Below are 24,931 nucleotides of genomic sequence, written 5' to 3' on the forward strand. Positions count from 1 at the left end.
TCTGGCTCCGGCCGGCATTGGTAAATTTTTCACGTTTCGCCTGGGAAGCGGGAACCCGTCGCCCAAGCTGGCTATCATACCGGTATGCCGAATTCCGAACGTTCCCCGTCGCTGCGCCGCAAGGCCGCCGCGCTGCTGCTTCCGGCCCTGTTGGCGGCGGCCGCGCCGGCGCTGGCGCCCGCCCAGCCGGTGGGGCTGCCCGACCTGGGCGATTCGGCGGCGCAGGAGCTTTCCCCCAGGCTGGAACAGCGGCTGGGCGACGCCATCATGATGGAATCCCTGCGCGATCCGGCCTATATCGACGATCCGGACCTGCTCCAGTACCTGACCGGCATGGCGCGCCAGTTGTCGGCCCATGCGCCCGTGGGCACGCCCAACATCAACGTGTTCGCGGTGCGCGACCCCAGCATCAACGCGTTCGCGATGCCGGGCGGCTACATAGGCGTGCATACCGGGCTGGTGGTGGCCGCGCAGTCCGAGTCCGAACTGGCCGGCGTGCTGGCGCACGAAATCGGCCACGTGGTGCAGCGGCATATCGCCCGGGGCCTGGTGCAGCAGAAGCAGGACACGCTGATCATGGTGGCGGCCCTGCTGGCGGCGCTGGTGGCGGCGCGCGGCAATTCGCAGGCGCCCGAGGCGGCGATGGCCTTCGGCCAGGCGGCGGCCATCAATTCGCAACTGGGCTTCTCGCGCGAGGCCGAGCGCGAAGCCGACCGTACCGGGTTCCAGATGCTGGAGGCAGCCAACTACAACGTCAACGGCATGGCCTCGTTCTTCGGCCGCCTGATGCAGGCGTCGGGGCTGAACGAGCGGACCGGCCAGGCTTTCACCCGCACCCACCCGCTGTCCATCGAGCGTATGTCCGACATGCAGAACCGGGCGCGCGGCGTGGTGATCCACGACCGTCCGAGCTCCTCGGACTTCTATTTCGTGCGCGCCAAGATGCGCATGCTGCAGGCCAACAGCGGGCAGGACACCCTCGAGGCCATCCGCTATTTCGAGAACCGTACCACCGAGGCCCAGGGCATCGAGCGGTCCGCGGCCTACTACGGCATGGCCCTGGGCTACGTGCGCCAGCGTCAGTACGACAAGGCCAACGACGCGTACCTGGCCGCCACGTCCGGCGCACGCACCCATTTCATGCTCGAGCACCTGGCCATCGACCTGGCGCTGGCCCGCAACGACACGCAGCAGGCCATAAGCCTGGCGCGCAGCGCCGTCGCGCGGTGGCCCGAGCAGCGCGGCCTGGCCATGGCGATGGCCGAATCGCTGCAGCGCGCCGGCCGCAACCAGGAGGCGGTCGATTTCCTGAAGGAACAGATGCTCAAGTGGAGCGACGAGCCCCGCTTCTACCAGATGGCCGCGGTCAGCTATTCGCGGCTGGGCAGCGCCGTGAACGAGCGCCGCAACATGGCCGACTACTACGCGATGACCGGCGCCTTGCCGGCCGCGGTCGAGCAGTTGCAGCAGGCGCGCGCGGCCTCGAAAGACTTCTACGAGCAGTCGCAGATCGATGCCAAGGTGCGCGAATACCAGCGCCGGCTGAAGGAAGAGCGCGACCTGCTCAAGCGTTTCCAGAGTTGAGCGATGCCGTCCGCCAGGACGGCATTTTTACGCCTGCCCGGCTTTTATTTTTACGCCTGCCCGGCTTTTTTTTGCGCCATTTATATACTCGGCTTCCTATAGTGGAGGCGTCGAAACTTCCTGCGTTTCCACGCCATGGCGCCCAGATCCCCTGCCGTCCTGCCACGACCGCGAGCCGTCGAACGGCCGATGCCCAATGCCGCGGTCGACCGTGTGCTGATAGTCCTGAGAGTCGATTCCTGCCATGCCGCGCTGGCCAGGCAGGTGCTGCATGCGTGCCTGGGCGACAGGATTTCGCTCTACTCCATACGCGACGATCACCGCACCGGACGCTGCACATTCCAGGTGAGGCTTCGATGCTGCTCGGTCGATACGCTGATGAGCGCCATCATGGCTGGCCTGCCCGAGGCCGAGTTCGGGGCGATACGTGCGGGCGCGCGGGCCTTCGAGCAATGAGCCCCTCGACGTTTCAAGGGCTCTGGCTGCCGCTGGTGACCCCCTTGCGGGACGGTTTCATCGACCTGCATGCCCTGCGTCTCCTGGCTGGCACGTATGCCGAAGCAGGCCTCGATGGCTTCGTCTTGTTCGGATCCACGGGCGAGGGCAGCCTGATCTCGGAGCAGGAGAAGATACTGGGCGTCCGGGCCGTGCGCGAGGCCGCGCCGGGGCTGCCGCTGGTGATCGGGGCGGGCGGGGTCGATACCCTGGACCTCTGCGCGGCGCTGCGGCGCATGGCGCCGCTGCGCCCCGAGGGCTGGCTGGTGCCTCCGCCCTACTATCTGCGGCCCGCGCCGGCCGGCATCGCCTGGCACTACCGGAAGGTGGCGCAGGCCGCGGGAGGGGTGCCCGTGATCGCGTATGACGTCCCGGCGCGCACCGGCTGCAGGATGTCCGGAGAGACCGTCGGCGCATTGCTTCGGGACGGCGATTGCGCCGCGATCAAGATGTGCGACCCCGCTGCGCTGTCGGACTGCAATGTTCAAGGGGTCGCGCCGCTGCTGTGCGGCGACGACGCCTGTTTCCTGGATCATTTCCTGCTTGGCGGCGCGGGAGCGGTGACGGCCGCGGCGCATATCCGGCCGGATCTTTTCGCTGCCGTCATGGCGTTGGCGCGGTCGGGCAGGGAGGCCGCCGCGCGTCGATTGTTCGACCCCATGCGTGCGGTGATCGACCTGGTTTTCGCCGAGCCCAATCCGGCTCCGTTGAAGCATTTTCTTGCCGGGCAGGGATTGATTGCACACGAGCTGCGTCTGCCGATGACGCCGGCCGGAGACGAACTGGGCCAGCGACTGGTCGCGGCGGTGGCTCGCCTGCCCACGCCCGAGACCGTCAGGATGCATCGGGACATCCCGCTAGGGGCGGGGAGCGGGCCGGTCGACGAACCCGAATGCGTCGCTGGCGGGCACCCGCAGCCGCTCCAGGGGCGCGGTGGCCGGAATCAGGGGCGGATAGGCCACGAGGATTGAGTCGGAGGCCGCCGGTTCCGGCCCCGGGGCGGCCAGCCAGCCGGGCGCCGCATCGAGCAGCGGCTGGCCGGACGCCAGCGTCATGCGTTCCAGCACCTCCGGCAGGTGGCGATCCTCGACCATGGCGGGGCCGTGTTCGGTCGCGGCGTAGAGCCTGCCTTCGGCGTCCAGCGCCCACCTGTCCACCCGGGACACCATCTGGCCGGCATGGGTCGCCAGGGTGCCGGCCGCATCCGCCTGGCGCAGGATCAGCGGTGCCGCGTCCAGCCTGACGAACACGCGCTGCGGGCCGTTCTGGAAGAACCAGCGCCCCTGTTCGTCGTGCGCGTAGTTGCGCCCGATGAAGGCCAGGATCCCGATGTTGGAAATGGAGACGCCCGGCCCGCCCGCCAGGGCATCGCCGGCGGGATGCAGGCGCCAGCGGCCCCGCGCATCCAGCGACAACCAGCCATAGGCGTCCGGCACATCGGGCCAGCGCGCCATGGCGGCAAGGACATCGCTATCCATGCCCCGCCAGCCACGACTGCGGCGTGATCTGCCGGGGATCCGTGCGCAGCTCCAGCAGCGCCGGGCGGCCGGCCGCCCGGGCGCGCTCGAACGCGGCGGGGAAGGCATCGGCGCTTTCCACCCGTTCGGCGTGGGCGCCGAACGACAGGGCCAGCGCGACGAAATCGGGGTTGCGCAGGTCGGTGGCGCTGACCCGGCCGGGGAAGCGCTTTTCCTGGTGCATGCGGATGGTGCCGTACATGCCGTTGTTGACGACGATGACGACCACGGGGGAATCGAACTGCAGCGCGGTGGCCAGTTCCTGGGGATACATCAGGAAGCAGCCGTCGCCCGACACGCAGACCACGGTGCGGTCGGGGTGGCGCAGCTTGGCGGCTATCGCCGCGGGCAGGCCGTAGCCCATGGCGCCGCAGGTGGGGGCGATTTCCGTGCGCGGCTGGCGGTAGCGGTAGAACCGGTGCAGCCACACCGCGTAGTTGCCGGCGCCGTTGGCAATGATGGCGTCGTCGGGCAGGGTGCGGTCCAGATGGGCGATGACCTGGCCCAGGTCGATGCCGCGGGCCTCGGCATGCGGCGCCGGCACGACCTGGTAGCGCGCGTGCAGTTCGCCGGCCCGGCGGGTCCAGTCGTCCCAGGCGCGCGAGGCCGGGGCTTCCAGGCCGCGCAGCAGGGCGGCGGCGGGCGCGGCCGCCGACTGGATGGCCAGGTCGGGTTGGTAGACGCGGCCCAGCTCGGCCGCGTCGGCGTGCAGATGGATCAGTTTCTGGGCGGGGCGAGGCGGCGTCAGCAGCGTGTAGCCGCCGGTGGCGATTTCTCCCAGCCGCGTGCCCACGGCCAGGATGAGGTCGGCATCGCGCACCAGCGCAGCCAGTTCGGGGTTCATGCCCAGGCTCAGGTGGCCGGCGTACTGGGGCAGGCGGTTGTCGAAGATGTCCTGGCGGCGGAAGGCGCAGGCCACGGGCAGGTTCCAGGCCTGGACGAAGGCGGAGAAATCCGAGGCGGCGCGTTCGCTCCAGTTCGATCCGCCCAGCAGGACCAGCGGACGGCGGGCCTGGACCAGCATCTCGCGCAGGCGCGGGGCCGCATCGGGATCGGGGCCGCTGGCGGCCGTCGGGGCGACCGCGGCGGGGGCGGACGGGCAGGCGGCGCTCAGCACGTCCTCGGGCAGGGCCACCACCACCGGGCCGGGGCGGCCGGAGGTGGCGCAGGCGAAGGCCCGCGCCACGAGTTCGGGAATGCGCGTGGCATCGTCGACGCTGACGACCCACTTGGCGATGCCGCCGAACATGGACGGGTAGTCGATTTCCTGGAAGGCTTCGCGGCCCAGCTCGCGCGTGGGGACCTGGCCGACGAACAGGATCAGCGGCGTCGAGTCCTGCTGGGCGATGTGCACGCCTATGCTGGCGTGGGTGGCGCCCGGGCCGCGCGTGACGAAGCAGATGCCCGGCCGTCCGGTCAGCTTGCCGTCGGCTTCGGCCATGTTGGCGGCGGCGCCTTCGTGCTTGGCGACGACGACGTCGATGTCGGCGTGGGCGTGCAGGGCATCGAGCACGTCCAGGTAGCTTTCGCCGGGGACGCAGAAGACGCGGTCGACGCCGTTGGCGGTCAGCGCGTCGACCAGGAGGCGGCCGCCGGTGGTGGTGGAAGCGTTGGAAACCGTGGAATTCGAGGCCATGGAAGCATCCGTGTGGTTTTCCCCATTGTCGAAGAAAACGCCAGGGATGTCAGCGGGGGCTTGCCCCGATGGGGGAACGGGCCCTAGCGTCCGGTCCGGAAGAAATCCGCCAGCCTGCGCGGCAGCCAGTTCAGGTTGCTCGGGAAGCTTCCCGTGGGAAAGCCCGCGTGGCCGCCCTGCTCGGGCTGGTGCAGGACCACGTGGCCGGACGCCTGCTCGGGCGTGGGCAGGTAGCGGCCGGGCAGAAAGGGGTCGTTGCGCGCATTGAGCACCAGCGTCGGGATGGCGATGTCCATCAGCAGGGGCTTGCTGGAGGCGCGCGTCCAGTAGTCGGCGACGTCGCGAAAGCCGTGCGTGGGCGCGGTGTAGGCGTCGTCGAATTCGTACAGGTCGCGCGCGTTGGCCACGCGCAGCACGTCTATGGTGCCGGGGAAGCGCTGCGCCTTCTGGAGTGTCTTGGACTTCAGCGTGCGCAGGAACATGTGGGTGTAGATCCGGCGGTTGATCAGCCCGGTGCCCAGCGTGCGTCCGCCGGCCATCAGGTCGACCGGCGCCGAGACGCCCGCCGCCGCCGCGAGCCAGCCGGCGGTGCCGCCGGCCTCGCCCAGGTATTTCAGCAGCGCGTTGCCGCCCAGCGAAATGCCGGCGGCGTGCCAGCGCATCTGCGGCAGGCGCTGCCGCACGGCGTCCAGCATGAAGCCGACGTCGGCGGAGTCGCCCGAGTGGTAGGCGCGGGGCAGGCGGTTCGGTTCGCCCGAGCAGCCGCGGAAGTGCGGCACGACGACGGTCCAGCCGCGGGCCCGGAAATACTGCGAGATGGCCTGCGCATAGTGGCTGGCGCTGCTGCCTTCCAGTCCGTGGAACAGCACGAGGCCGTTGCGCGAGGCGGCGGCGGTGCCGGCTGTCTCGGCCAGCCGCGCGAACAGGTCGGGGCCGACGCCCGTGTCGGGTCCGAGGCCGGGAGCCGTCCAGTCGAAGTCGATGAAATCGCCGTCGGGCGTGTCCACCCGTTCGCGCTGGAACGAGGCGTGATGGTGCGACGAGAGCTGCGACGCGAAGATGGTCTGGCTATGTCCTTCGGGCAACCATGCGGGAGTGGGGCAGGGGGTCGTGTCCAGGTAAGCGGGCATGCGGGATGGGCGGGCGACTCAATGCAGGAGGTCGGGAACGTCCTGGAGCTCGGTCGGACCGAGGTCGGCAGGGGCTTGCGACGAGTGGTGCAGGACCAGCCGCCAGCCTGTGGGACCTTTATGGAAGACATTGGTTGCATAGCAGTTGACGAGCTGCTTGCCCTGGGAGGTGTCGACCACGAGCTGTTCGACCACGGTGTGGACCGAACTCATCATGCTTTGCACGGCGTGGACGCGCGTGGGCCGTATCGGCACCGGGGAGCTGCCCAGGATCTCGCGCCACGATTCCATCACGGCGTCGTGCCCGATCAGCCGCGGCCCGCCCGGATGGATGCAGACGATGTCCTCGTCGTCGGCCCAGACCGCCATCAGCTGGGCGAGGTCGCCTTGCTCCAGGGCGTCGTAGAACGCCTGCTCGGCTTCTTCGGAGGTGGCGAACAGCGGCGCGCCGCGGGATTTGAGCACCATTACGCGAATACGATCGTCTTGTGGCCGTTCAGCAGGATGCGATGCTCGACGTGCCAGCGGACGGCGCGCGCCAGCACCAGGCATTCGACGTCGCGGCCGACCTGGGTCAGGGTTTCCGGAGACATGCTGTGGTCCACGCGGGCGATGTCCTGTTCGATGATGGGGCCTTCGTCGAGATCGGGCGTGACGTAGTGGGCGGTGGCGCCGATCAGCTTCACGCCGCGGTCGTGCGCCTGGTAGTACGGGCGCGCGCCCTTGAAGCTGGGCAGGAAGCTGTGGTGGATATTGATCGCGCGGCCGGCCAGCGCCCGGCACATCTCGGGCGACAGGATCTGCATGTAGCGGGCCAGCACGACCAGGTCGACGTTCTCGCGCTCGGCGATCTGCAGCACCTGGCGCTCTTGCTGTTCCTTGCCGCCCTGCGCCACCGGCAGGTGGTAGAAGGGCACGCCGTACGAGGCGGACAGCAGCGCGAAGTCGGGGTGGTTGGAGACCACCGCGGGAATGTCGATGGGCAGCTGCCCGCTCTTGGCGCGGAACAGCAGGTCGTTCAGGCAGTGGCCGTGCTTGCTGACCATCAGCAGCACGCGCGCGCGCCGGTGCGGGTCGCGGATCTGCCACTGCATGGAGAAGCGCTCGCCCACGGCGGCGAATTCCTTGCGCACGGTGTCGGCGTCCAGGCCGTCCGGAGCCGTGAAGTGCACGCGCAGGAAGAACAGCCGGGTGTCCTCGTCCCCGAACTGCTGCGAGTCCAGGATGTTGCAGCCGCGCTCGAACAGGAATCCCGACACGTGGTACACGATGCCGGTCGTATCGGGGCAGGCGAGCGTCAGGATGTAATCGTTGTGCTGCACGGGGAGGTCCTGTGAATAAAAAGCAAACCCCGGCGGACCGGGGCAGCGTCAGCTATGTCCCCCTTTCGTGGGCACAGCGGATCCGGCTTTGCCGGTCCGCCAGTGCCGCCCCCTGGGGGGCGCACGTCAGTGCGTAGGGAGGGGGCCCTTCAAACGGTATTCGGCGCCACAGTACGGGCACTTCGCTTCGCCCGTCGTGCCGATGTCCAGGAACACCTTGGGATGCATGTTCCAGAGCGGAGTCTGCGGCCCCGGGCACGAAAGCGGAAGCGCGTCGGCATCGACTTCGATGATGGCGTTGGCGGCTTCGGTGGTCATGGCCGTTCCTCCCGATCAGACGTGCGTGAGCCAGTGGCCGTACTTGGCGTTGCGGCCCGCGACCAGATCGAAGAAGGCCTGCTGCAGGCGCGCCGTGACCGGGCCGCACTGGCCGGCGCCGATCTTGCGGCGATCCAGTTCGCGGATGGGCGTGACTTCCGCCGCCGTGCCGGTGAAGAAGGCTTCGTCGGCGATGTAGATGTCGTCGCGCGTCAGGCGCTTGGTGACGACCTTGATGCCCAGGTCGGCGGCCAGGCTGTGGATGGTCGAGCGCGTGATGCCGGTCAGGGCCGAGGCGATCTCGGGCTCGATCAGCACGCCGTCCTTGACGATGAAGACGTTCTCGCCCGAGCCTTCGGCCACGAAGCCTTCGGTGTCGAGCAGCAGGGCCTCGTCGTAGCCGTCCTCGGTGGCTTCCAGGTTCGCCAGGATGGAGTTGGCGTAGGTGGAGGCCAGCTTGGCGCGGGGCATGGTCACGTTGACGTGGTGGCGGGCATAGGACGAGGTCTTGACCCGGATGCCCTTCTGCAGGGCTTCGGCGCCCAGGTAGGCACCCCATTCCCAGGCGGCGACGGCCACGTGGACCTTGGCGCCCTTGGGCGAGACGCCCATCTTTTCCGAACCGTAGAACGCGATGGGACGCAGGTAGCAGGATTCCAGCTTGTTGACGCGGACCACTTCCTTCTGCGCTTCCATCAGGATTTCCCGGCTGTACGGGATCTGCATCTGGTAGATGTGGGCGGAATTGACCAGGCGGTCGGTGTGTTCCTTGAGCCGGAAGATCGAGGTTCCGATGTCGGTCTTGTACGCGCGCACACCCTCGAATACCGCCAACCCGTAGTGCAGAGAGTGTGTGAGCACATGGGTGTTGGCTTCACGCCAGGGCACGAGCTTGCCGTCGTACCAGATGAAGCCGTCGCGGTCTGACATCGACATGATGAGGATCTCCGAAATGAACCAGATATTGTACCAATCTGCGACGGGATCCAGCGGCAAAGCGGGCGCGCAGGAATCCGCGCCCGATGCTTCCCGGGAATCCAGGGAGATTCGGGTAATCACTTACAATAGCTGTAAGCCGTCACTTTACTCCTTCCCGGCCCGCCGCCGGGAGCCAGCCGCCGTTCCCCCATCCCCATGTCCGCCATGCGTCCGTCCGCCGCAGTGCCCGGCCTTTCCCCGCAGGAACGCAGGGCGGCCATCGTCGCGGGCCTGAAGGCGCTGGCGCCCACCACGGTCGCCATCGGCGTCTGGGGCATGGTCAGCGGCGTGGCCATGGTCAAGATCGGCCTGAGCCAGTCCCTGGCCCTGGCGATGACCTTCCTGGTGTACGCGGGCTCGGCCCAGCTGGCTGCGCTGCCGCTGATCGTGGCGGGGGCGCCGGTATGGCTGGTGTTCGCCGCCGGCTGCGTGGTCAACCTGAGATTCGTGATCTTCGCGGCGGCGCTGCATCCGTATTTCCGCCGCTTCTCCCGCTGGCGCCGCCTGGGGCTGGGCTTCCTGACGAGCGACATCGGCTTCGTGCTGTTCATGCCCCGCTACGGCGACGCGGCCGTCAAGGGCACGCCCGAGCAGACCTGGTTCTTCCTGGGCTCGGCCCTGGGCAACTGGGTGACCTGGCAGGTGTGCTCGGTGGCCGGCATCCTGCTGGGCGCGGTGGTGCCGCAGTCCTGGTCGCTGGAATTCGCCGCGGTGCTGGCGCTGATCGCCATCGTGGTGCCCATGGTCGCGAGCTGGCCGGTGGCCGCGGCCGTGGGGGCGGCGTCCCTGGCCGGATGGGCGGGGCAGCCGCTGCCGTTGCGGCTGGGGCTGGTCCTGGCGGTGGTGGCGGGGGTCTGGGCCGGCGTGGCCACGGAGCGGGCGCTGGAGCGCCGCAAGGGGGTCGGGGCATGAGTCCGTCCACGCTGCCGCCGGTGTCCGATTCGCTCTATGTCTGGCTGGTCATCATCGCGCTGGCGCTGTGCACCGTGCTTACGCGCGCCGGCTTTCTGCTGCTGGGCGACAACGTGCCCCTGCCCGAAGGCGTCAGGCGGGCGCTGCGCTACGCGCCCGCCGCCGCGCTGGCGGCCGTGATCGTGCCGGACCTGCTGCCCTGGGCGCCGGGCAGCCTGCCGGTGTTCGACTGGCGCGCCCTGGCCGCCGTGACCGCGGTGGGGGTCATGGTGGCCACCCGCAACACGATCGCGATGATAGGCGCGGGCATGGCCACGCTGTGGCTGCTGAGGTGGCTGGCGGGCTGAGCGCCCGCGCCCCTTTTTCTTTCATTCGGCCTGGATGTTGCGCTGGACCACGACCGCGCGCAGCCGCCGGATGTCGTTCTCGACCCGCGCCTGGAATTCGTCGGGCGTGGAGGCCTTGGGCGAGCCGCCCCAGTCGACCAGTTGCTGGTGTACGGCGGGCGTATCCAGCACTGCGCGCAGTTCGCGGTTCAGGCGCGCGACCACGTCGGCCGGCGTGCCGGCGGGCGCGGCGATGCCCAGCCACGATTCGAAGACGACGGCGGGCAGCGTGTCGGCCACGCTCGGCACGCCGGGCAGCGCCTGCACGCCCTTGGGCGCGGTGGTCGCCAGCAGGCGCACGCGCTGGGACTTGAACAGCGGCGCGGTGTTGGTCATCGTGTCGATCATGACGTCCACGCGGCCGGCCAGCAGCTCGGTCATCGGGCCGGCGCCGCCCTTGAAGGGCACGTGCAGCGCGCTGCCGCCGCTTTCGGCCATGATCCATTCGCCCACCAGGTGCATGGCGGTGCCGACGCCGACCGAGGTGTAGGTGTAGCGGTCCTTTTCGGTCTTGATGCGGCGGACGAAGTCGTCGAAGGACTTGATCGGCGACGACGGCGCCACGGCCAGCGTCAACGGATACGTCGTGATCGTGGAGACCCAGCTGAAACCCTTGACCGGCTCGAAGGGCAGGTCCTTGCGCATGGCGGCATTGGTGCCGTGGCCGCTGGTCATCAGCACCAGCGTGTAGCCGTCGGGCTCGCTCTTGGCGACCTGGGCCGAGGCGATGTTGCCGCCGTCGCCGGCGCGGTTCTCGACGATGACGGGCTGGCCGATCCGCTCGGACAGCGCCTTGCCGACCAGCCGGGCCACGACGTCGCTGCCGCCTCCGGCCGCGAAGCCGACCAGCAGCTTGATGGGCCGGTTCGGGTAGGTGTTCTGCGCGTGCGCGGGGCAGGCCAGTACCGCGGCCAGGATGCCCGCCGCGGCGAGGGCATGGCGGCGGCCGGTGATTTTCTTGTGCATGGTGGGTCTCCTCTTCGTCCCCGTTTTCGTGCGGCCCCGTCGGGGGCGCGCGTGAGGCCGCTCAGTCCGCCGTCTGCAGGAGGGCGGAAATCTCGCGGCTTTTCTGTTGCAGCACGGCCCCCAGGGCCGCGCCGTTGAGGAACTCGCCCCGCTGTTTCGAGCAGACCAGCGAGATCGTTCCTATGACTTCGTCCTCGGCCATCACGGGCACGCCGTAGCCGATGACGTCGGGATCCAGCCCGGCGTGGCTGATGGCGTATCCCGCCTTGCGTATGGCCTTCAGGCCGGCCCAGGTGGCGTTCCAGGCCTGCTCGCCGGCGCCGGGGTGGATCTGCTCGAACAGGCTGCGCACGCGCGCCCGCGGCCAGAACGCCAGCACCGACAGCGACGGCGCGCCGCGGAACCAGGGCAGGCTCTTGCCCCGCATGTAGGTCAGTTCCAGCGGTTCGACGCCGGCTTCGTGCGCCACGTTCAGCAGGTGCTCGCCGTAGACGTTGGAAAGCAGCACGTGGCAGCCGGTTTCCTGGGCCAGGCCGCGCAGGATGGGTTGGGCGGCGCGGGTGACGGGGTCGGTCTCGCGGATCAGGGCCTCGAGTTCGACCACCCGCGCGCCCACCACGTAGATACCGCGCGGCAGCCGTATCAGCAATCCGGCCGCGCACAGTTCCTTGACGTAGCGGTAGGTGGACGAGGGCGTGAAGCCGAAGTGGCTGGCCAGGTCGTCCACCGTCCAGGCATACCGGTCGTGCGTATAGGCATCGAGCAGCGTCAGCATGCGGCCCAGGCTGGATGCGCTTTCCGTCATGCGGGCGCCTGCTCCACGCCCATGCGCCGGGCCATGTCGGCCCGCCACGCCTGGCGGCTGCGGAAGCCGGGCAGGGCGCGCGCGTGCCGCTCGGCCCAGGCCATGAGTTCGGCCGGCGGCAGCTCGATGGGCATGGGGACGCGCATGGGCTGCGAGACGTACCAGGGCGTGTCGATGTACAGCTCGAGCCGGTTGCCTTCCGGGTCGCGGCAGTACAGCGACAGCGCGTTGCCGTGCGTGACCGGCGCCAGTTCCGCGACGCCGGCGTCCACCAGGCGGCGGTGGTAGCGCTGCAGGGTTTCCAGCGAGTCGGCCATCAGCGACAACTGGTTGATGACGTTGAAACGGACATCGGCGGGCCGCCCCGATACCAGCACGATCTGGTGGTGGACGTCCGGATCGCGGCTGGTGAACACGAGTTCGATCGGGCCGTGGGGGCCGTCGAGCATGCCCCGGTCGGTGATCGTGAAGTCCAGCACTTGCGAATAGAAATCGGCCATCCGCTGGATATCGGTGACGAAGATGCCGACGTGGCTGAAGGAAAGACCGGGTCTTTGGGTCATGATGAAAAATACGGCCTGATGTGCGGCGAATAATCGCCATTAAAAATAGAGTTTTTTGCATATTACGTAAAAAACTCAAAAATAAGACCTGTGTGAAACCCTAGGTGGAGTGGAAAGCGGGCAGGCGGCCGCGTGCCGCTTCCCAGGGGAAAGCGGCAGCAGACAGGGAGAGGGAAAGGAAAAGGCGGGGGCGGCAAAACCCCCGGGGGGATCAGGAACGGGGGCCCAGCACCTGTTCCCACAGTTCGATCACGGCGGCGCGTTCGGCGGTCAGCGCGTCCTGCGGCACGCGCGCCTTCTCCACGTCCTGCAGGCGCAGCGCGTGCTGCTCGCGCCGCAGCGTGCGATAGGCGTCGCCCACCCGCCGCGCCAGGTCGGCGGGGATCAGGCCCGCTTCGGCGGCCAGGCGCAGCAGCGCGATGTTGCCCAGGTTCTGCACCAGGATCTCGTGTTCGCGGGCATGCAGCAGGACCAGGTATTGGGTGACGAACTCGACGTCCACCATGCCGCCCGGATCGTGCTTGAGGTCGAAGTCCGGCGTGCGGTTGGGATGGCCTTCGCCGATCTTGCGGCGCATGGCGATGACTTCGTCGGCCAGTTGGCGGGCATCGCGCGGCATCAGCAGCACCTCGCGCCGGATGCGCTCGAACTGCCGGCCCACTTCGGGGTCGCCGGCGGCGAAGCGGGCGCGCGTGATGGCCTGGTGTTCCCAGGGCCAGGCGTGTTCCTTCTGGTAGCGCTCGAAGGCCTCGGTCGAGATCACCATCAGCCCGGCCTGGCCGTCGGGGCGCAGGCGCAGGTCCACTTCGTACAGGCGTCCCGAGGCGGTCATGGAACCGAGCCACGACAGGATGCGCTGGCCGAAGCGGGCGTAGATTTCGCCGGCGTCCTCGCGCGGGTCGTCGAACAGGAACACCAGGTCGAGGTCCGAGGCGTAGCCCAGTTCCTTGCCGCCGTGCTTGCCGTAGGCGATGACCGCGAAATGCGCGGGAGTGCGGCCTTCGTCCCTGGATACGCTGTACCAGACGCGCTTGAGGGTTTCCGCGAGCATGATGTCGGCGACCATGGACAGGTAGTCGCCCAGCCGCTCGACCGTCAACTGGCCTTCCAGGTCCTGCGCCAGCAGATGAAAGCCCCATTGGCGCTGCGTGTCGCGCATCAGGTTCATCTGCCGCTCGACGTCGGGCGCGCCGGTGCCGTCGATCACGCAGGCATCCAGTTCGTCGCTCAGCTTGCGGGCCATGGCGGGCAGGTCGGGCTCGACCATGAGCGTGCGCCAGTCCAGCAGTTCGTCCAGCAGCAGCGGATGCCGGGTCAGGTAGCCCGCGGCCCAGTCGCTGGCCGCGAAGATGCGGGCCACGCGGGCCAGTGTGTCGGGGTACTCGGCCAGCAGCGCCATGTAGGCGCTGCGCTGCGCGATGTGCTCGATCAGCCCGAACATGCGGACCAGCGCGGCGGCGGGCGCCTTGGTGCCGGCGCAGGCGTCCACCGCCGCCGGCAGCAGGGCCGCCAGGCGCCGCCGGCTGTTGTCGGGCAGGCTGCGTATGCGAGGGCTGTCGAGCAGCGCGGCGGCGCGCGGCAGCAGGCTGTCGGCCTCGGCCGGCAGGGTTGCGCGTATGCGTTCGACCAACTGGTCCTCGGGGTCGCCGGCCCCGCGGCCGTCGTGGGCCTGTTCGCCGTCGTTCTGGCCGAACACGCCCCGGAAGGTGGTCTCGACGAACTCCCGGTGCGCGGTCAGCGTGCGCTCGAAGGCGGCGGGGTCGTCGAAACCCAATGCGCGGGCCAGTTCGGCGCGCCGCTCGTCGTCCCGGGGCAGCAGGTGGGTCTGCTGGTCCTCGCGGTATTGCAGGGCATGCTCGACCCGCCGCAGGAAGCGGTAGGCGGCCTCCAGGCGTTCGGCATCCTCCGGCCGGACCAGGCCGGCCTCGCGTTCGGCGTGCAGCGCGGCCAGCAGGCCGCGTTCCTGCAGCGTCGGCGCGCGGCCGCCGCGTATCAACTGCGAGAGCTGGACCACGAACTCGATCTCGCGGATGCCGCCTTCGCCCAGCTTGACGTTGTCGGCCTGCGTGGCCTGTTCGCCCGTGCCGTTGTACGAGCGGCGGTTCCAGTCCTCGCGTATGCGCTCGCGCAGCGCGCGCAGCGCCGCCAGCGCGTCGAAGTCGAAATACTTGCGGTAGACGAATGGGCGCCGCAGCGCTTCCAGTTGCGCCGCCTGGGCGGCGGGGTCGCTGCCCTCGAAGGCCTGGGCCTCGATGCGGCGCGCCTTCAGCCATGCATAGCGCTCCCATTCCCGGCCCTGCGAGATCAGGTAGTTCTCGAAGGCGTCCAGGCTCCAGGCCAGCGGTCCGGCGTCGCCGTCGGGCCGCAGCCGCAGGTCGGTGCGGAATACGTGGCCGTCGGCGTCGATCTCGGAGATGACCGGCATCATGCGCCGTGTCAGCCTGCCGTAGAACTCATGGTGGGAAATGGGCCGGCGGCCGTCGGTCTCGCCCTCGTCGCCGTACAGCATGACCAGGTCGATGTCGGACGAGACGTTCAGTTCCTCGCCGCCCAGCTTGCCCATGCCCACGATCAGCATTTCCTGGGGCAGGCCGGAGCCGGCCTCGCGCGGGATCCCGTGCACCTCGGCCAGTTCGGCCGCGACGCTGCGATAGGCCTGCTCGATGGCCAGGTCGGCGAGCCGGGTCATCGCGCCCACGACTTCCTCCAGCGGCGCGAGGCCCGCCAGGTCGCGCGCCATGACGGCGCAGAACACGCGCTCGCGCAGCCTGCGCAGCACCGCGCGGCAGTCGGCCACCGGCAGCGGGCCGGCCGCCGGCGCGCCCCGGGCCGCGCGCAATTCGTCGAACCAGGCCGACAGGGCCACGGCGTCGACCGGCCGCGTCACCGCGTCGGCCAGCCACCGCCCGTAGTCGGGCTGGGCGTCTATGCGTCGGCGCAGGTGGCCCGACCAGGAAAGCGCGGGAGTGAGCAGCGAGGTATCTGTCATGGCGAAAGTTGTGGCAGTGCGTTACAGAATTGTGCGCCGCGAAGAAGTTTTGCGCATAAGCCAGCATAAGACATGCGGGGCGGTATAAGCTTCCATTTTCCCATTCCTCCACCCAGGCCATCGCGGCCGCTTCGACGGAACGACTGCGTTTCGCCGTTTCTTCGTGCATATCGACCTAGCTTATCTCTATCGCCTTGTCGTGCGGCCCCTGGTCTGGGTGATCCTGGCCGCCTATTTCCTGTTCGCGGTTGCCCTGGTGGTCGTGCGCTATGCCGTGCTTCCCGCCATCGACGACTACCGGCCGGGCATCGAGCGCATGGTCGGCCGGGCGATCGGGGCCTCGGTCACCATCGGCAGGATCGACGCCGAATGGCTGGGCCTGCATCCCAGCTTCGAACTGTCCTCGGTCCAGGTCTCGGATGCCTCCGGCCAGCCCGGGCTCAGCCTGCCCCGCGTGTCGGCCATCCTGTCATGGCGCAGCCTGCTGGTGCTGGAGCCGCGCCTGCTGCGCCTGCAGCTCGACGCACCGGAACTCGATGCGCGCCGGGACGCCCAGGGGCGCTACTGGGTCGCCGGCTGGGAAGTCGACCCCCAGGCCCGGGGCGGATCGCGCGAAGGCCTGGACTGGCTGCTGGCCCAGCGCGAGGTGGTCGTGCGCGGCGCCCGCCTGCGCTGGAACGATGCCCTGCGGGAAGCCCCGCCGCTGGAAATCGGCAACGTGGCCTTCGTGATGCACAACAGCGGGCGCCACCATCGCGCCGCGCTCAGGGCCGAGCCGCCCGCCGCGCTGGGGGCCATGCTGGACGTGCGCGCGGACTTCACCCATGGCTGGTTCACGCTGGATGCCGCCGATCCGCAGCAATGGCGGGGATCGCTGTACGCGGCGCTGGATCGCGTCGATCTGGCGGGATGGCGGCCCTGGCTGGACCTGCCGGGCGAGGCCTCGCGGGGCACGGGCACGCTGCGGACCTGGGTGGACTACGACCGCGGACACGTCCGCGCCGGCACCGCGCAACTGGCCTTGCGCGACCTGAGCGTGCGGCTCGGGCCGGAACTGCCGCCGCTGGACGTGGCCAGCCTGGCCGGCCGGGCCGAACTGGCGCCGGTGGCCGGCGGCGGCTATAAGCTGGACCTGGCCGGACTGGATGCGACGACCGCCGACGGCCTGGCGCTGCACCCCCAGCGGCTGGCCGCCACCTGGACCCCGGGACGCCAGGGCACGCCGCCGGCCACGCAGATCGAGGCGGACGGGTTCGACCTCGCCACGGGCCTGCACCTGGCGGATCGCCTGCCCCTGCCCGGTACGGCGCGCGAGAAGCTGGCCGAGCTGCGGCCCGAGGGCCGGATCGAGGCGTTGCGGCTGGGCTGGCAGGGGGCGCCCACGCAGCCCGAGTCGGTATCGGGCCGCGCGACATTCTCGGGGCTGTCGATCGCGGCGGCGCCGGAGCCGGCGGTCAACGACGGCAACCATCCGCAGCGGCCGGGTTTCGCCAACCTGCGGGGCAGCATCGAGGTGGACGCACAGGGCGGACGCATCGACGTGCAGGCGCGCGACGCCGTCCTGCGCTTTCCGGGCGTGTTCGCCGAGCCCGACCTGCCCATGGACGTCTTCAACGCGCGGGCCGCGGCGCGCAAGGGGACCGACGGCGCCTGGACGGTCGACGTCGAGCACCTGGATTTCAGCCGCCGGGGCGTGGAGGGCAGTTTCAGCGGCAGCTGGAGCAGCCATGGCCGCAGTCCCGCCGGGACCCTGGACCTGCGGGGCACGCTGGCGCGCGCCGACGTGCGCGAGGTCTACCGCTACATCCCCATCGTGGTCGGCGCGGATGTCCGGACCTGGCTCCAGCACGCGCTGGTCTCGGGGCAGGCCGAGAACGTGGCGGTGCGCGTGCGCGGCGACCTGGACACTTTCCCGTACGGAACGGACAAGTCCGGGGAGTTCCGGGTGGCGGGCAAGGTCAGGGGCGTGACCCTGGACTACCTGCCCGAGCCCCTGGCCGAGGGCGACTTCTGGCCCCGGCTGGAAGATCTCGTGGGGGATCTCGTGTTCGACCGCGTTTCCATGGGCGTGGACGTCCGTTCCGGCCGCGTGCGGGTCGACCGCTCGACCACCGTGGCCATGGGGCGCACGCGCGCCTCCATCGCCAACCTCGAGCATGGGCCGCTGCTGGAGATCGATGGCGAGACGCGCGGGGCCGCGCCGGCGTTCCTGGCCTTCGTCAAGCGCTCGCCCGTGGGCCGCATGATAGGCGGCGCGCTGGACGATGCCTCGGCGAGCGGCAATTTCGTGGTGCCCTTGTCGCTGCGCATACCGCTCGACCATCATGAGGCCGATCCCGCCCAGGCCGAGGTGCAGGTCAAGGGCGAGGTCCGGCTGTCGGGCAACGATTTCGCGCTGGCGCCCGCCGTGCCGCCGTTCTCGCGGCTGACCGGGACGGTGGCGTTCGACCAGCATGGCATCGCCCTGCGCAACGTGGCGGGCACGGCCCTGGACGGCCCGCTGAGACTGTCCGGCGGCCCGCAGCCGGACGGTACCGACCTGCTGCGGGCCGAGGGCACCGCATCGGCCGCGGCGCTGGATTTCTGGTGGAAGGCCCCCGGCATGGCACGGCTGTCCGGCCGCACGGCCTACAAGGCCTCGGTCCGGATCCCGCCCGGCAAGATGCCCACGGTGCTGGTGGAGTCCGATCTGGTGGGGCTGGCCGCCGACCTGCCCGCGCCGCTGGGCAAGACGGCCCAGGAGGCGCGCCCGTCGCGGCTGGAATGGAGCGGCACCGCCGCCACGGCCGAGAAGCCCAGGATGGACTGGTTCGCCGGCAGCGTGGGGCCCGCGGTCAACCTGCACGTCGAGCGCGACTACGCCGCCGACGGCGCCGTGGCCGCCACGCGCGGCGCCATCGGCGTCAACCGCGCCGCCACGATCAGCGGTGCGGGGCTGAGCGTGAGCGCCTCGCTGCCCGAGGTGGACGTGGACAGCCTGCGCAAGGTCGCGGCGGAGTTCGAACCGCCCCGGGACGCGGCGGCGGAATCCGGCCAGGGGGGCGGCGCGGGCGTGCCGCTCAACCGCGTCAGCCTGTCGACGCCGGTGCTGCGCGTGCATGGCCGCCAGCTCGACAAGGTCGCGCTGTTCGCCGTGCGGCAGGAGACCGGCGGCAATGCCAACTGGCGCGCCGATGTCGAATCGGCCCAGCTGGCCGGCCGCCTGTCGTGGGCCGAAACCCGCGGCGGCGACGGGCCCAACCGCCTGAGCGCGCGGCTGTCGCGGCTGGTGGTCGACAGCGAGACCGAGGACGCGGATCGCGGCGGCGCGCTGGACGAATCCGCCGCGGACGATCAGGACGTGCCGGAAATCGATCTGGTGGCCGAGCACTTCGAGTTGTTCGGCAAGGCCCTGGGGCGGTTGGAGGTGCTGGCCCAGAGCTCGGACCGGGGCCGCGAGTGGCGGCTGCGCCGGTTGAACGTGAAGAACCCGGACGCCGAACTGGACGGATCGGGCGTCTGGAAACTGGAGGCCGGCGCCCGCCCCGGCGGGCGGCGCGCGATGTCGCTCGACGCGGTGCTCAAGCTGGCCGATACCGGCAAGTTCCTGGAGCGCATGGGCGTGCACGGCACCATGGCCGGCGGCTCGGGCAGCATGTCGGCCCAGGTGTCGTGGCGGGGCCTGCCCTATACGCTGGACCTGGCCAGCCTGTCCGGCAAGGTCGAGCTGTCGCTGGACAAGGGCCAGTTCCTGAAGGCCGAGCCGGGCATCGCCAAGCTGCTGGGCGTGCTGTCGCTGCAATCGCTGCCGCGCCGGGTGACGCTGGATTTCCGCGACATCTTCAGCGAAGGTTTCGCCTACGACACGATACGGGCGCACGCATCCATCGCCGACGGCGTGGCCCATACCGACGATTTCAAGATGAATGGCGTGAACGCCACCGTGGTCATCGCCGGCGATGCCGACCTGGCGCGCGAGACCCAGCGCCTGCAGGTGGTGGTGGTGCCCAAGCTCGATGCCGGCGCCGCCTCGCTGCTGTACGGGCTGGCGGTCAATCCGGCCGTGGGTCTGGGCGTTTTTCTGACGCAGTTGCTGCTGAAGGATCCGCTGTCCAAGGTCCTGGCCTACCAGTACGAGGTCACGGGTACCTGGACGGATCCGCAGGTAGCCAAGGTCGGCAGCGCCAAGGTCGACGCGGCGGGCAAGGAAGCGGCGCCGCCGGTGGCCGAGCCGGCGGCGCCCCCGCCGTGATTCTGCGCGACAATAGCGGCATGCCCGTGCAACACACAGCCAGGAACCCCCGCCCATGACAGTTTCCGACGCCGCCGTGCGCGTGGCGGCCATCCAGATGGTTTCGACCCCGGACGTGGAGCGCAATCTGGCCGATGCCGAGGTCCTGATCGCCGAAGCCGCCGGCCGTGGCGCCAACCTGGTGGCCCTGCCCGAGTATTTCTGTTTCATGGGGCGCAGCGACCGCGAGAAAGTGGCCATCCGCGAACGCGAGGGGCACGGGCCGGTCCAGGCGTTCCTGGCCGCCCAGGCGCGCCGGCACGGCATCTACCTGGCGGGGGGAACCCTGCCGCTGGAGTGCCCGGATCCCGACCGGGTCTACAACACCGCCTTTGTCTACGGTCCCGATGGCGCGGCGCTGGCGCGCTACGACAAGATCCACCTGTTCAATTTCCGCCGCGGCGCCGAGTCCTACGACGAGGCGCTGAGCATCCGGCCGGGCGCCTCGCCCGTGGGCTTCGACGCGGCCTGGGGGCGGGTCGGCCTGTCCACCTGCTACGACCTGCGGTTTCCCGAGCTGTACCGGGCGCTGGGGCAGGTGGACTTGATTTTGGTGCCGGCCGCCTTCACCTACACCACAGGCCAGGCGCATTGGGAAATCCTGCTGCGCGCCCGCGCGATAGAAAACCAGTGCTACGTGCTGGCGCCGGCGCAGGGCGGCACGCATCCCAACGGGCGCCGGACCTGGGGCCACGCGATGCTGGTCGACCCCTGGGGGACGGTGCAGTCCGTGCTGCCCGAGGGCCCGGGCGTGATCGACGGCCTGCTGGACCCCGCCCGCATCGCCGAGGTGCGCGCCGCGCTGCCTGCGCTGCGCCATCGTGTACTGTAGACCCCGTGGCGCCCGCCGCGTTTCGCAACGATTTCCTGATTACCCATCCATGCAACTCGTAGAACCGAACATCCAGTCCCTGGCCATCGCCAAATCCCTGCTCCTGGACCCCTGGGGCCTGGACGAGGCGGATCTGTCCCGCGCGCTGGGCGAGATCTTCGCCCACAAGGTCGACTATGCCGACCTGTACTTCCAGTACACCCGCAGCGAAGGCTGGAGCCTGGAGGAAGGCATCGTCAAGACCGGCAGCTTCTCCATCGAGCAGGGCGTGGGCGTGCGCGCGCTCAGCGGCGAGAAGACCGCGTTCGCCTATTCGGACTCGCTGTCCCGGGATGCCCTGCTGTCGTCGGCGCGCGCGGTGCGCACCATCGCGCGGCAGGGTGCCGGCCGCGTCAAGGTCGCCAGCGGCTATCGGCCCACCGAGGGGCGCTCGCTTTACCTGCCGCAGGATCCGCTGGTCTCGCTGCCGGCCCCGGACAAGGTCGCGCTGCTCGAGCGCGTGGAACGGATGGCGCGGGCCAAGGATAGGCGGGTGGTGCAGGTCATGGCCGGCCTGGGCGCCGAATACGACGTCGTCCTGGTGGCCGGCAGCGACGGCCGCATGGCCGCCGACGTGCGGCCGCTGGTGCGGCTGTCCCTGACCGTGATCGTCGAGCAGGACGGGCGGCGCGAGGTGGGCCACGGCGGTGGCGGCGGGCGTACCGGCTTCGACTATTTCAGCGACGAGCTGCTGCAGCAGTACGTGGACCATGCCGTGCACGAGGCGCTGGTCAACCTCGAGGCGCGTCCGGCGCCGGCGGGCGAGATGACCGTGGTGCTGGGCTCGGGTTGGCCGGGCATCCTGCTGCACGAGGCCGTGGGCCACGGGCTGGAAGGCGACTTCAACCGCAAGGGGTCGAGCGTGTTCTCCGGCCGCGTCGGCGAACGCGTGGCATCCAAGGGCGTGACGGTGGTCGACGACGGCACCATCCCCGGCCGCCGGGGGTCGCTCAACATCGACGACGAAGGCAACGTCTCGCAGCGCAACGTGCTGATCGAGGACGGCATCCTGCGCGGCTACATGCAGGACTCGCTGAACGCGCGGCTGATGAAGACGGCGGTGACCGGCAACGGCCGGCGCGAATCGTTCGCCCACCTGCCCATGCCGCGCATGACCAACACCTACATGCTGGCCGGCGACAAGGACCCCGAGGAAATCGTGCGCTCGGTCAAGCGCGGCCTGTATGCGGTCAACTTCGGCGGCGGCCAGGTGGACATCACCAACGGCAAGTTCGTCTTCTCGACTTCCGAGGCCTACATGATCGAGGACGGCCGGATCACCTATCCGGTCAAGGGCGCGACGTTGATCGGCAACGGCCCGGACGCCATGACCCGGGTCGGCATGATCGGCAACGACATGAAGCTAGATTCCGGCGTGGGCACCTGCGGCAAGGACGGGCAAAGCGTGCCGGTCGGCGTCGGGCAGCCCACGCTGCGGATGGAAGGGCTGACGGTGGGCGGCACCGCCTGAGCAGCCGCGCCTGGGGCAAGCCCGGCGGCGGCCGAGCTTTCCACTGGGAGAAAAGTCGGGAAATGTCGATGGACAGCCTGATGCGCGGGTTCGTATATTTTTCGCGAACCGCACGCAGCCGCATGTCGCCGCTGCGCCCATCACCCGCTTTTCTCGTCCCGCCGCCATGTTTCTCGATCCCGAGACCGCACCCGGTTTCAAGCGCAGCCTGTTCAACGCCATCGTCGCGCCGCGGCCGATAGGCTGGATCAGCTCCCTGAGCGCCACGGGGGTGGCCAATCTCGCCCCGTTCTCGCATTTCAACCTTGTCTCCACCGCGCCGCCGGTGCTGATCTTCTCGTGCAACGCGGCGGGCGATCGTCCCGAAAAAGACACGCTGGCCAACGTCCGCGCCACCGGGGAATTCGTCGCCAACCTGGTCACCTGGGACCTGCGCGAGGCGATGAACCAGACTTCGCTGAACGTGCCGCATGGCACCGACGAATTCGCGTTGGCGGGGCTGGAGAAGCTCCCCAGCGTCAAAGTGCGTCCGCCCCGCGTGGGCGCCTCGCCAGCCCATCTCGAATGCACCCTGCTGCGCATCGTCGAGATCGAACCCGAGCGGCCCGGCGAGACCCGCAGTTCGGTGGTGTTCGGCCGCATCGTCGGCGTGCACCTGGACGAGGCGTTCATGACGCCGCAAGGCCATTTCGACGTGGCCCGCACGCGTCCGCTGACGCGCCTGGGCGGCTCGCAGTATTCCTCCGTCGGCGAACTGGTCGAGTTGACCCGCCCCAACCCTCCGCTCAACTGAACGACACGCTACGAATCCAGCCATGGCAAGCGATAACGACTCCACGGTGCTGCACGACGCAGACCTGATCGACCTGGACACCACGCAGCCGGCCGCGGGCCGGCGCATCGGCCGCGCCCAGAACTTCTCGGTCGAATGGATAGACAGCACCCAGCCCCATGTGGCCCGCAGCGAGCACGAACTGCTGCTGTTGCTGCCGGGCGCGGGGGCCCACATCGAGTACGAAGGGGGGCGGGCCGATGCGCCCGGGCGTTCGCTGTGCATCGTGCCGGCCGGCAGCTGCACGATCACGCTGGATGCGCCGGGCCCCGGCATCCTGATCGCCAGTTCGCGCCCGGACCTGCGGGAGCAGGACTACCTGAACGCCGTGGAGCACGACCCGCGCATCGTCGCCTCGACGCCGGCCTTCCGCCGCGTGCGCAAGGCGGGCGAGCTGGTCGTCGTTCCCGTCGACGACATCATTCCGCCGCCCGACAAGAAGCGCCTGAAGATGCTGCAGACCGACACCCTCAGCATCAACTGGGTCGAGTACGACGGCCCGCGCGACCGCACCCAACTCAGCCCCCACAGCCATTCGCGCTTCGAGCAGGGCTCGCTGGCCATCGAAGGCAAGTTCGTGCACCACCTGCGCACGCCGTGGGGCAGCGACGCGACGCGCTGGCGCGACGACATGCATCTGCAGGCCGACCCGCGCACGCTGCTGGTGATCCCGGTCAACCTGGTCCACACCACGGAAGGCGTCGGTCCGGGCTACCACCTGCTGATCGACGTGTTTTCACCGCCCCGGCGCGATTTCATCGCGCACCACTGGATCTGCAACTCGGCCGACTACGAGGATCCGGCCGCCGGCGCCTGAGGGGCGCCGCACCCATAACGATTCATTCCAGGAGACATCCATGTACCGTTCCGAGCTTTCGGCGGCGCGCGCCTGCCCGCGCGCCGTCCGTACCGCCGCGCGCCTGCTGGGCGCCGTTCTCGCGTTGCTGGCCGCCGCGCCGTCGCAGGCCCAGGGTACGTATCCCAGCCAGCCCGTGACCATGCTGATCGGCTATCCGCCCGGCGCCATCGTCGATACCGTCGCGCGCCAGTTGTCGAGCGTGTTGGGCCCCATGCTGGGCCAGACCGTCGTGCCCGAGAACAAGGGCGGCGCGGCGGGCCTGGTCGGCGCCAACCTGGCCTCCAAGGCCAGGCCCGACGGCCACACCATCCTGTTCACCGCCTATACCTCGCTGCAGATCGCCGCGGCCACCAACCAGGGGCTCAGCTTCGATCCGGTCAATGGCCTGCTGCCGGTGGCCTCGGTGGGGCGGCCGACCACGCTGCTGCTGGTGCGCGCCGATTTTCCGGCCAGGACCTTCGAGGAGTTCGTGGCGCTGGTCAAGAGCAGGCCGGGCATCTACAACTTCGGCACCAGCGGCATAGGCTCGCCCAATCATTTCGCGCTGGAGCACCTGAACGCCGCCTTCGGCCTGAAGATGACCGCGGTGCCGTACAAGGGCGCGGCCCAGATGCTGACCGACATGCTGGGCGGCCGGGTGCAGGCCATCTTCAGCTCGTCGTCGCTGGCCGCCGGCCATTTGCAAAGCGGTACCGTGCGGGCGCTGGCCATCGGCTCGCCCGATCCCAGCCCGGCCTTTCCCAAGCTGCCGGTGATCGCCCGCAGCGGCGCGCCGGGCTTCAACGCCAGCGGCGCATTGGGGGTGTTCGCCCCGCCCTCCACGCCGCCCGAGGTGGTCGAGCGGCTCAATACGGCCATCAATGCCGCGCTCGGCGATCCGGCGGTCCGGAGCAAGCTGGGGGAAGAGGGGATCATCCTGGACGTGCAGAGTGCGGCGGCCTTCGGCAAGAAGTATCGTGGCGAGGCGCAGGACATCGCCGGTTTCATCCAGCGCCATCAGTTGCGCATCCAGTAAAACCAGGGGACC

22 protein-coding genes are annotated in these 24,931 nt (G+C 69.6%); 11 read left to right on the forward strand and 11 right to left on the reverse strand.

Annotated features, from left to right (window positions below):
• The first annotated feature begins 84 nt into the window (after positions 1 to 84).
• The 3 genes from EV675_RS11600 to EV675_RS11610 all read left to right on the forward strand — a co-directional run bounded on the left by EV675_RS11600 (position 85) and on the right by EV675_RS11610 (position 3,050).
• A complete protein-coding gene (locus EV675_RS11600; RefSeq protein WP_130357380.1) occupies positions 85 to 1,584 on the forward strand; it encodes a M48 family metalloprotease in 1,500 nt (499 codons plus the stop codon).
• Between the two features lie 189 nt (positions 1,585 to 1,773).
• The gene (locus EV675_RS11605; RefSeq protein WP_130357381.1) at positions 1,774 to 2,040 is read left to right on the forward strand and encodes a hypothetical protein; all 267 of its coding nucleotides are present in this window, start codon (positions 1,774 to 1,776) and stop codon (positions 2,038 to 2,040) included.
• Positions 2,037 to 3,050 carry a dihydrodipicolinate synthase family protein gene (locus EV675_RS11610; RefSeq protein ID WP_130357382.1) on the forward strand — a complete coding sequence of 338 codons (1,014 nt, stop codon included), beginning with the start codon at positions 2,037 to 2,039 and terminating at the stop codon, positions 3,048 to 3,050. The genes EV675_RS11605 and EV675_RS11610 overlap by 4 nt, the downstream gene beginning before the upstream one ends.
• Here EV675_RS11610 and EV675_RS11615 read toward each other — a convergent pair.
• The 7 genes from EV675_RS11615 to EV675_RS11645 all read right to left on the reverse strand — a co-directional run bounded on the left by EV675_RS11615 (position 2,937) and on the right by EV675_RS11645 (position 8,938).
• A complete protein-coding gene (locus EV675_RS11615; protein WP_130357383.1) occupies positions 2,937 to 3,557 on the reverse strand; it encodes a DUF2946 family protein in 621 nt (206 codons plus the stop codon). The genes EV675_RS11610 and EV675_RS11615 overlap by 114 nt on opposite strands.
• Complete coding sequence (locus EV675_RS11620) at positions 3,550 to 5,232, reverse strand: thiamine pyrophosphate-binding protein (RefSeq protein WP_130357384.1); 1,683 nt, start codon at positions 5,230 to 5,232, stop codon at positions 3,550 to 3,552. Before EV675_RS11620 ends, EV675_RS11615 begins: the two co-directional genes overlap by 8 nt.
• 83 nt (positions 5,233 to 5,315) lie before the next feature.
• Positions 5,316 to 6,362: a YheT family hydrolase gene (locus EV675_RS11625; RefSeq protein ID WP_130357385.1), complete on the reverse strand. Its 1,047-nt coding sequence runs from the start codon at positions 6,360 to 6,362 to the stop codon at positions 5,316 to 5,318.
• Between the two features lie 18 nt (positions 6,363 to 6,380).
• Complete coding sequence (locus tag EV675_RS11630) at positions 6,381 to 6,803, reverse strand: YybH family protein (RefSeq protein ID WP_130357999.1); 423 nt, start codon at positions 6,801 to 6,803, stop codon at positions 6,381 to 6,383.
• A gap of 26 nt (positions 6,804 to 6,829) precedes the next feature.
• Positions 6,830 to 7,684 (reverse strand): formyltetrahydrofolate deformylase, encoded by an 855-nt coding sequence (gene purU, locus EV675_RS11635; protein WP_130357386.1) that lies wholly within the window; start codon positions 7,682 to 7,684, stop codon positions 6,830 to 6,832.
• Between the two features lie 126 nt (positions 7,685 to 7,810).
• The gene (locus EV675_RS11640; protein WP_130357387.1) at positions 7,811 to 8,002 is read right to left on the reverse strand and encodes a zinc-finger domain-containing protein; all 192 of its coding nucleotides are present in this window, start codon (positions 8,000 to 8,002) and stop codon (positions 7,811 to 7,813) included.
• A gap of 15 nt (positions 8,003 to 8,017) precedes the next feature.
• The gene (locus EV675_RS11645) at positions 8,018 to 8,938 is read right to left on the reverse strand and encodes a branched-chain amino acid transaminase (protein WP_124688196.1); all 921 of its coding nucleotides are present in this window, start codon (positions 8,936 to 8,938) and stop codon (positions 8,018 to 8,020) included.
• A 207-nt stretch (positions 8,939 to 9,145) separates the two neighbouring features.
• Here EV675_RS11645 and EV675_RS11650 point away from each other — a divergent pair, with 207 nt between their 5' ends.
• Together EV675_RS11650 and EV675_RS11655 are read left to right on the forward strand one after the other, a co-directional pair.
• Entirely contained in the window at positions 9,146 to 9,892 is a 747-nt protein-coding gene (locus EV675_RS11650) for an AzlC family ABC transporter permease (RefSeq protein WP_130357388.1), read from the forward strand.
• On the forward strand, positions 9,889 to 10,239 hold the full coding sequence (locus tag EV675_RS11655) for an AzlD domain-containing protein (RefSeq protein WP_165404546.1): 351 nt from the start codon (positions 9,889 to 9,891) through the stop codon (positions 10,237 to 10,239). Before EV675_RS11650 ends, EV675_RS11655 begins: the two co-directional genes overlap by 4 nt.
• Before the next feature lie 21 nt (positions 10,240 to 10,260).
• Here EV675_RS11655 and EV675_RS11660 read toward each other — a convergent pair whose 3' ends face one another.
• From EV675_RS11660 to glnE, 4 genes are all read right to left on the reverse strand, one after another.
• Positions 10,261 to 11,244 (reverse strand): Bug family tripartite tricarboxylate transporter substrate binding protein, encoded by a 984-nt coding sequence (locus EV675_RS11660; RefSeq protein ID WP_130357389.1) that lies wholly within the window; start codon positions 11,242 to 11,244, stop codon positions 10,261 to 10,263.
• A 61-nt stretch (positions 11,245 to 11,305) separates the two neighbouring features.
• Complete coding sequence (locus EV675_RS11665; RefSeq protein WP_130357390.1) at positions 11,306 to 12,049, reverse strand: IclR family transcriptional regulator; 744 nt, start codon at positions 12,047 to 12,049, stop codon at positions 11,306 to 11,308.
• The gene (locus EV675_RS11670) at positions 12,046 to 12,612 is read right to left on the reverse strand and encodes a VOC family protein (RefSeq protein ID WP_130357391.1); all 567 of its coding nucleotides are present in this window, start codon (positions 12,610 to 12,612) and stop codon (positions 12,046 to 12,048) included. The genes EV675_RS11665 and EV675_RS11670 overlap by 4 nt, the downstream gene beginning before the upstream one ends.
• A 211-nt stretch (positions 12,613 to 12,823) precedes the next feature.
• Entirely contained in the window at positions 12,824 to 15,601 is a 2,778-nt protein-coding gene (gene glnE / locus EV675_RS11675; protein ID WP_130357392.1) for a bifunctional [glutamate--ammonia ligase]-adenylyl-L-tyrosine phosphorylase/[glutamate--ammonia-ligase] adenylyltransferase, read from the reverse strand.
• A gap of 163 nt (positions 15,602 to 15,764) precedes the next feature.
• On the opposite strand from glnE, the gene EV675_RS11680 reads away from it, so the two are divergent.
• The 6 genes from EV675_RS11680 (at position 15,765) to EV675_RS11705 (ending at position 24,919) form a co-directional block, all read left to right on the forward strand.
• On the forward strand, positions 15,765 to 19,832 hold the full coding sequence (locus tag EV675_RS11680) for a YhdP family protein (protein WP_165404547.1): 4,068 nt from the start codon (positions 15,765 to 15,767) through the stop codon (positions 19,830 to 19,832).
• Between the two features lie 55 nt (positions 19,833 to 19,887).
• The gene (locus EV675_RS11685; protein WP_130357394.1) at positions 19,888 to 20,703 is read left to right on the forward strand and encodes a carbon-nitrogen hydrolase family protein; all 816 of its coding nucleotides are present in this window, start codon (positions 19,888 to 19,890) and stop codon (positions 20,701 to 20,703) included.
• Between the two features lie 49 nt (positions 20,704 to 20,752).
• Entirely contained in the window at positions 20,753 to 22,213 is a 1,461-nt protein-coding gene (gene tldD, locus EV675_RS11690; RefSeq protein ID WP_130357395.1) for a metalloprotease TldD, read from the forward strand.
• 166 nt (positions 22,214 to 22,379) lie between these two features.
• Positions 22,380 to 23,006 carry a flavin reductase family protein gene (locus tag EV675_RS11695; protein WP_130357396.1) on the forward strand — a complete coding sequence of 209 codons (627 nt, stop codon included), beginning with the start codon at positions 22,380 to 22,382 and terminating at the stop codon, positions 23,004 to 23,006.
• A 22-nt stretch (positions 23,007 to 23,028) separates the two neighbouring features.
• On the forward strand, positions 23,029 to 23,862 hold the full coding sequence (locus EV675_RS11700; RefSeq protein ID WP_130357397.1) for a cupin domain-containing protein: 834 nt from the start codon (positions 23,029 to 23,031) through the stop codon (positions 23,860 to 23,862).
• 40 nt (positions 23,863 to 23,902) lie between these two features.
• Positions 23,903 to 24,919: a Bug family tripartite tricarboxylate transporter substrate binding protein gene (locus EV675_RS11705; RefSeq protein ID WP_130357398.1), complete on the forward strand. Its 1,017-nt coding sequence runs from the start codon at positions 23,903 to 23,905 to the stop codon at positions 24,917 to 24,919.
• Positions 24,920 to 24,931 lie beyond the last annotated feature (12 nt).

Origin of the sequence: Pigmentiphaga kullae (assembly GCF_004216695.1) — a bacterium.
GTDB lineage: Bacteria > Pseudomonadota > Gammaproteobacteria > Burkholderiales > Burkholderiaceae_B > Pigmentiphaga > Pigmentiphaga kullae.

Coding starts and splice junctions, on each gene's coding strand:
- EV675_RS11625 (WP_130357385.1), bottom strand. CDS start 6,362: ATGCCCGCTTACCTGGACACGACCCCCTGCCCCACTCCCGCATGGTTG.
- glnE (WP_130357392.1), bottom strand. CDS start 15,601: ATGACAGATACCTCGCTGCTCACTCCCGCGCTTTCCTGGTCGGGCCAC.
- EV675_RS11640 (WP_130357387.1), bottom strand. CDS start 8,002: ATGACCACCGAAGCCGCCAACGCCATCATCGAAGTCGATGCCGACGCG.
- EV675_RS11655 (WP_165404546.1), top strand. CDS start 9,889: ATGAGTCCGTCCACGCTGCCGCCGGTGTCCGATTCGCTCTATGTCTGG.
- EV675_RS11610 (WP_130357382.1), top strand. CDS start 2,037: ATGAGCCCCTCGACGTTTCAAGGGCTCTGGCTGCCGCTGGTGACCCCC.
- tldD (WP_130357395.1), top strand. CDS start 20,753: ATGCAACTCGTAGAACCGAACATCCAGTCCCTGGCCATCGCCAAATCC.
- EV675_RS11695 (WP_130357396.1), top strand. CDS start 22,380: ATGTTTCTCGATCCCGAGACCGCACCCGGTTTCAAGCGCAGCCTGTTC.
- EV675_RS11645 (WP_124688196.1), bottom strand. CDS start 8,938: ATGTCGATGTCAGACCGCGACGGCTTCATCTGGTACGACGGCAAGCTC.
- EV675_RS11705 (WP_130357398.1), top strand. CDS start 23,903: ATGTACCGTTCCGAGCTTTCGGCGGCGCGCGCCTGCCCGCGCGCCGTC.
- EV675_RS11650 (WP_130357388.1), top strand. CDS start 9,146: ATGCGTCCGTCCGCCGCAGTGCCCGGCCTTTCCCCGCAGGAACGCAGG.
- EV675_RS11600 (WP_130357380.1), top strand. CDS start 85: ATGCCGAATTCCGAACGTTCCCCGTCGCTGCGCCGCAAGGCCGCCGCG.
- EV675_RS11670 (WP_130357391.1), bottom strand. CDS start 12,612: ATGACCCAAAGACCCGGTCTTTCCTTCAGCCACGTCGGCATCTTCGTC.
- EV675_RS11615 (WP_130357383.1), bottom strand. CDS start 3,557: ATGGATAGCGATGTCCTTGCCGCCATGGCGCGCTGGCCCGATGTGCCG.
- EV675_RS11660 (WP_130357389.1), bottom strand. CDS start 11,244: ATGCACAAGAAAATCACCGGCCGCCGCCATGCCCTCGCCGCGGCGGGC.
- EV675_RS11665 (WP_130357390.1), bottom strand. CDS start 12,049: ATGACGGAAAGCGCATCCAGCCTGGGCCGCATGCTGACGCTGCTCGAT.
- EV675_RS11605 (WP_130357381.1), top strand. CDS start 1,774: ATGCCCAATGCCGCGGTCGACCGTGTGCTGATAGTCCTGAGAGTCGAT.
- EV675_RS11620 (WP_130357384.1), bottom strand. CDS start 5,232: ATGGCCTCGAATTCCACGGTTTCCAACGCTTCCACCACCACCGGCGGC.
- EV675_RS11685 (WP_130357394.1), top strand. CDS start 19,888: ATGACAGTTTCCGACGCCGCCGTGCGCGTGGCGGCCATCCAGATGGTT.
- EV675_RS11700 (WP_130357397.1), top strand. CDS start 23,029: ATGGCAAGCGATAACGACTCCACGGTGCTGCACGACGCAGACCTGATC.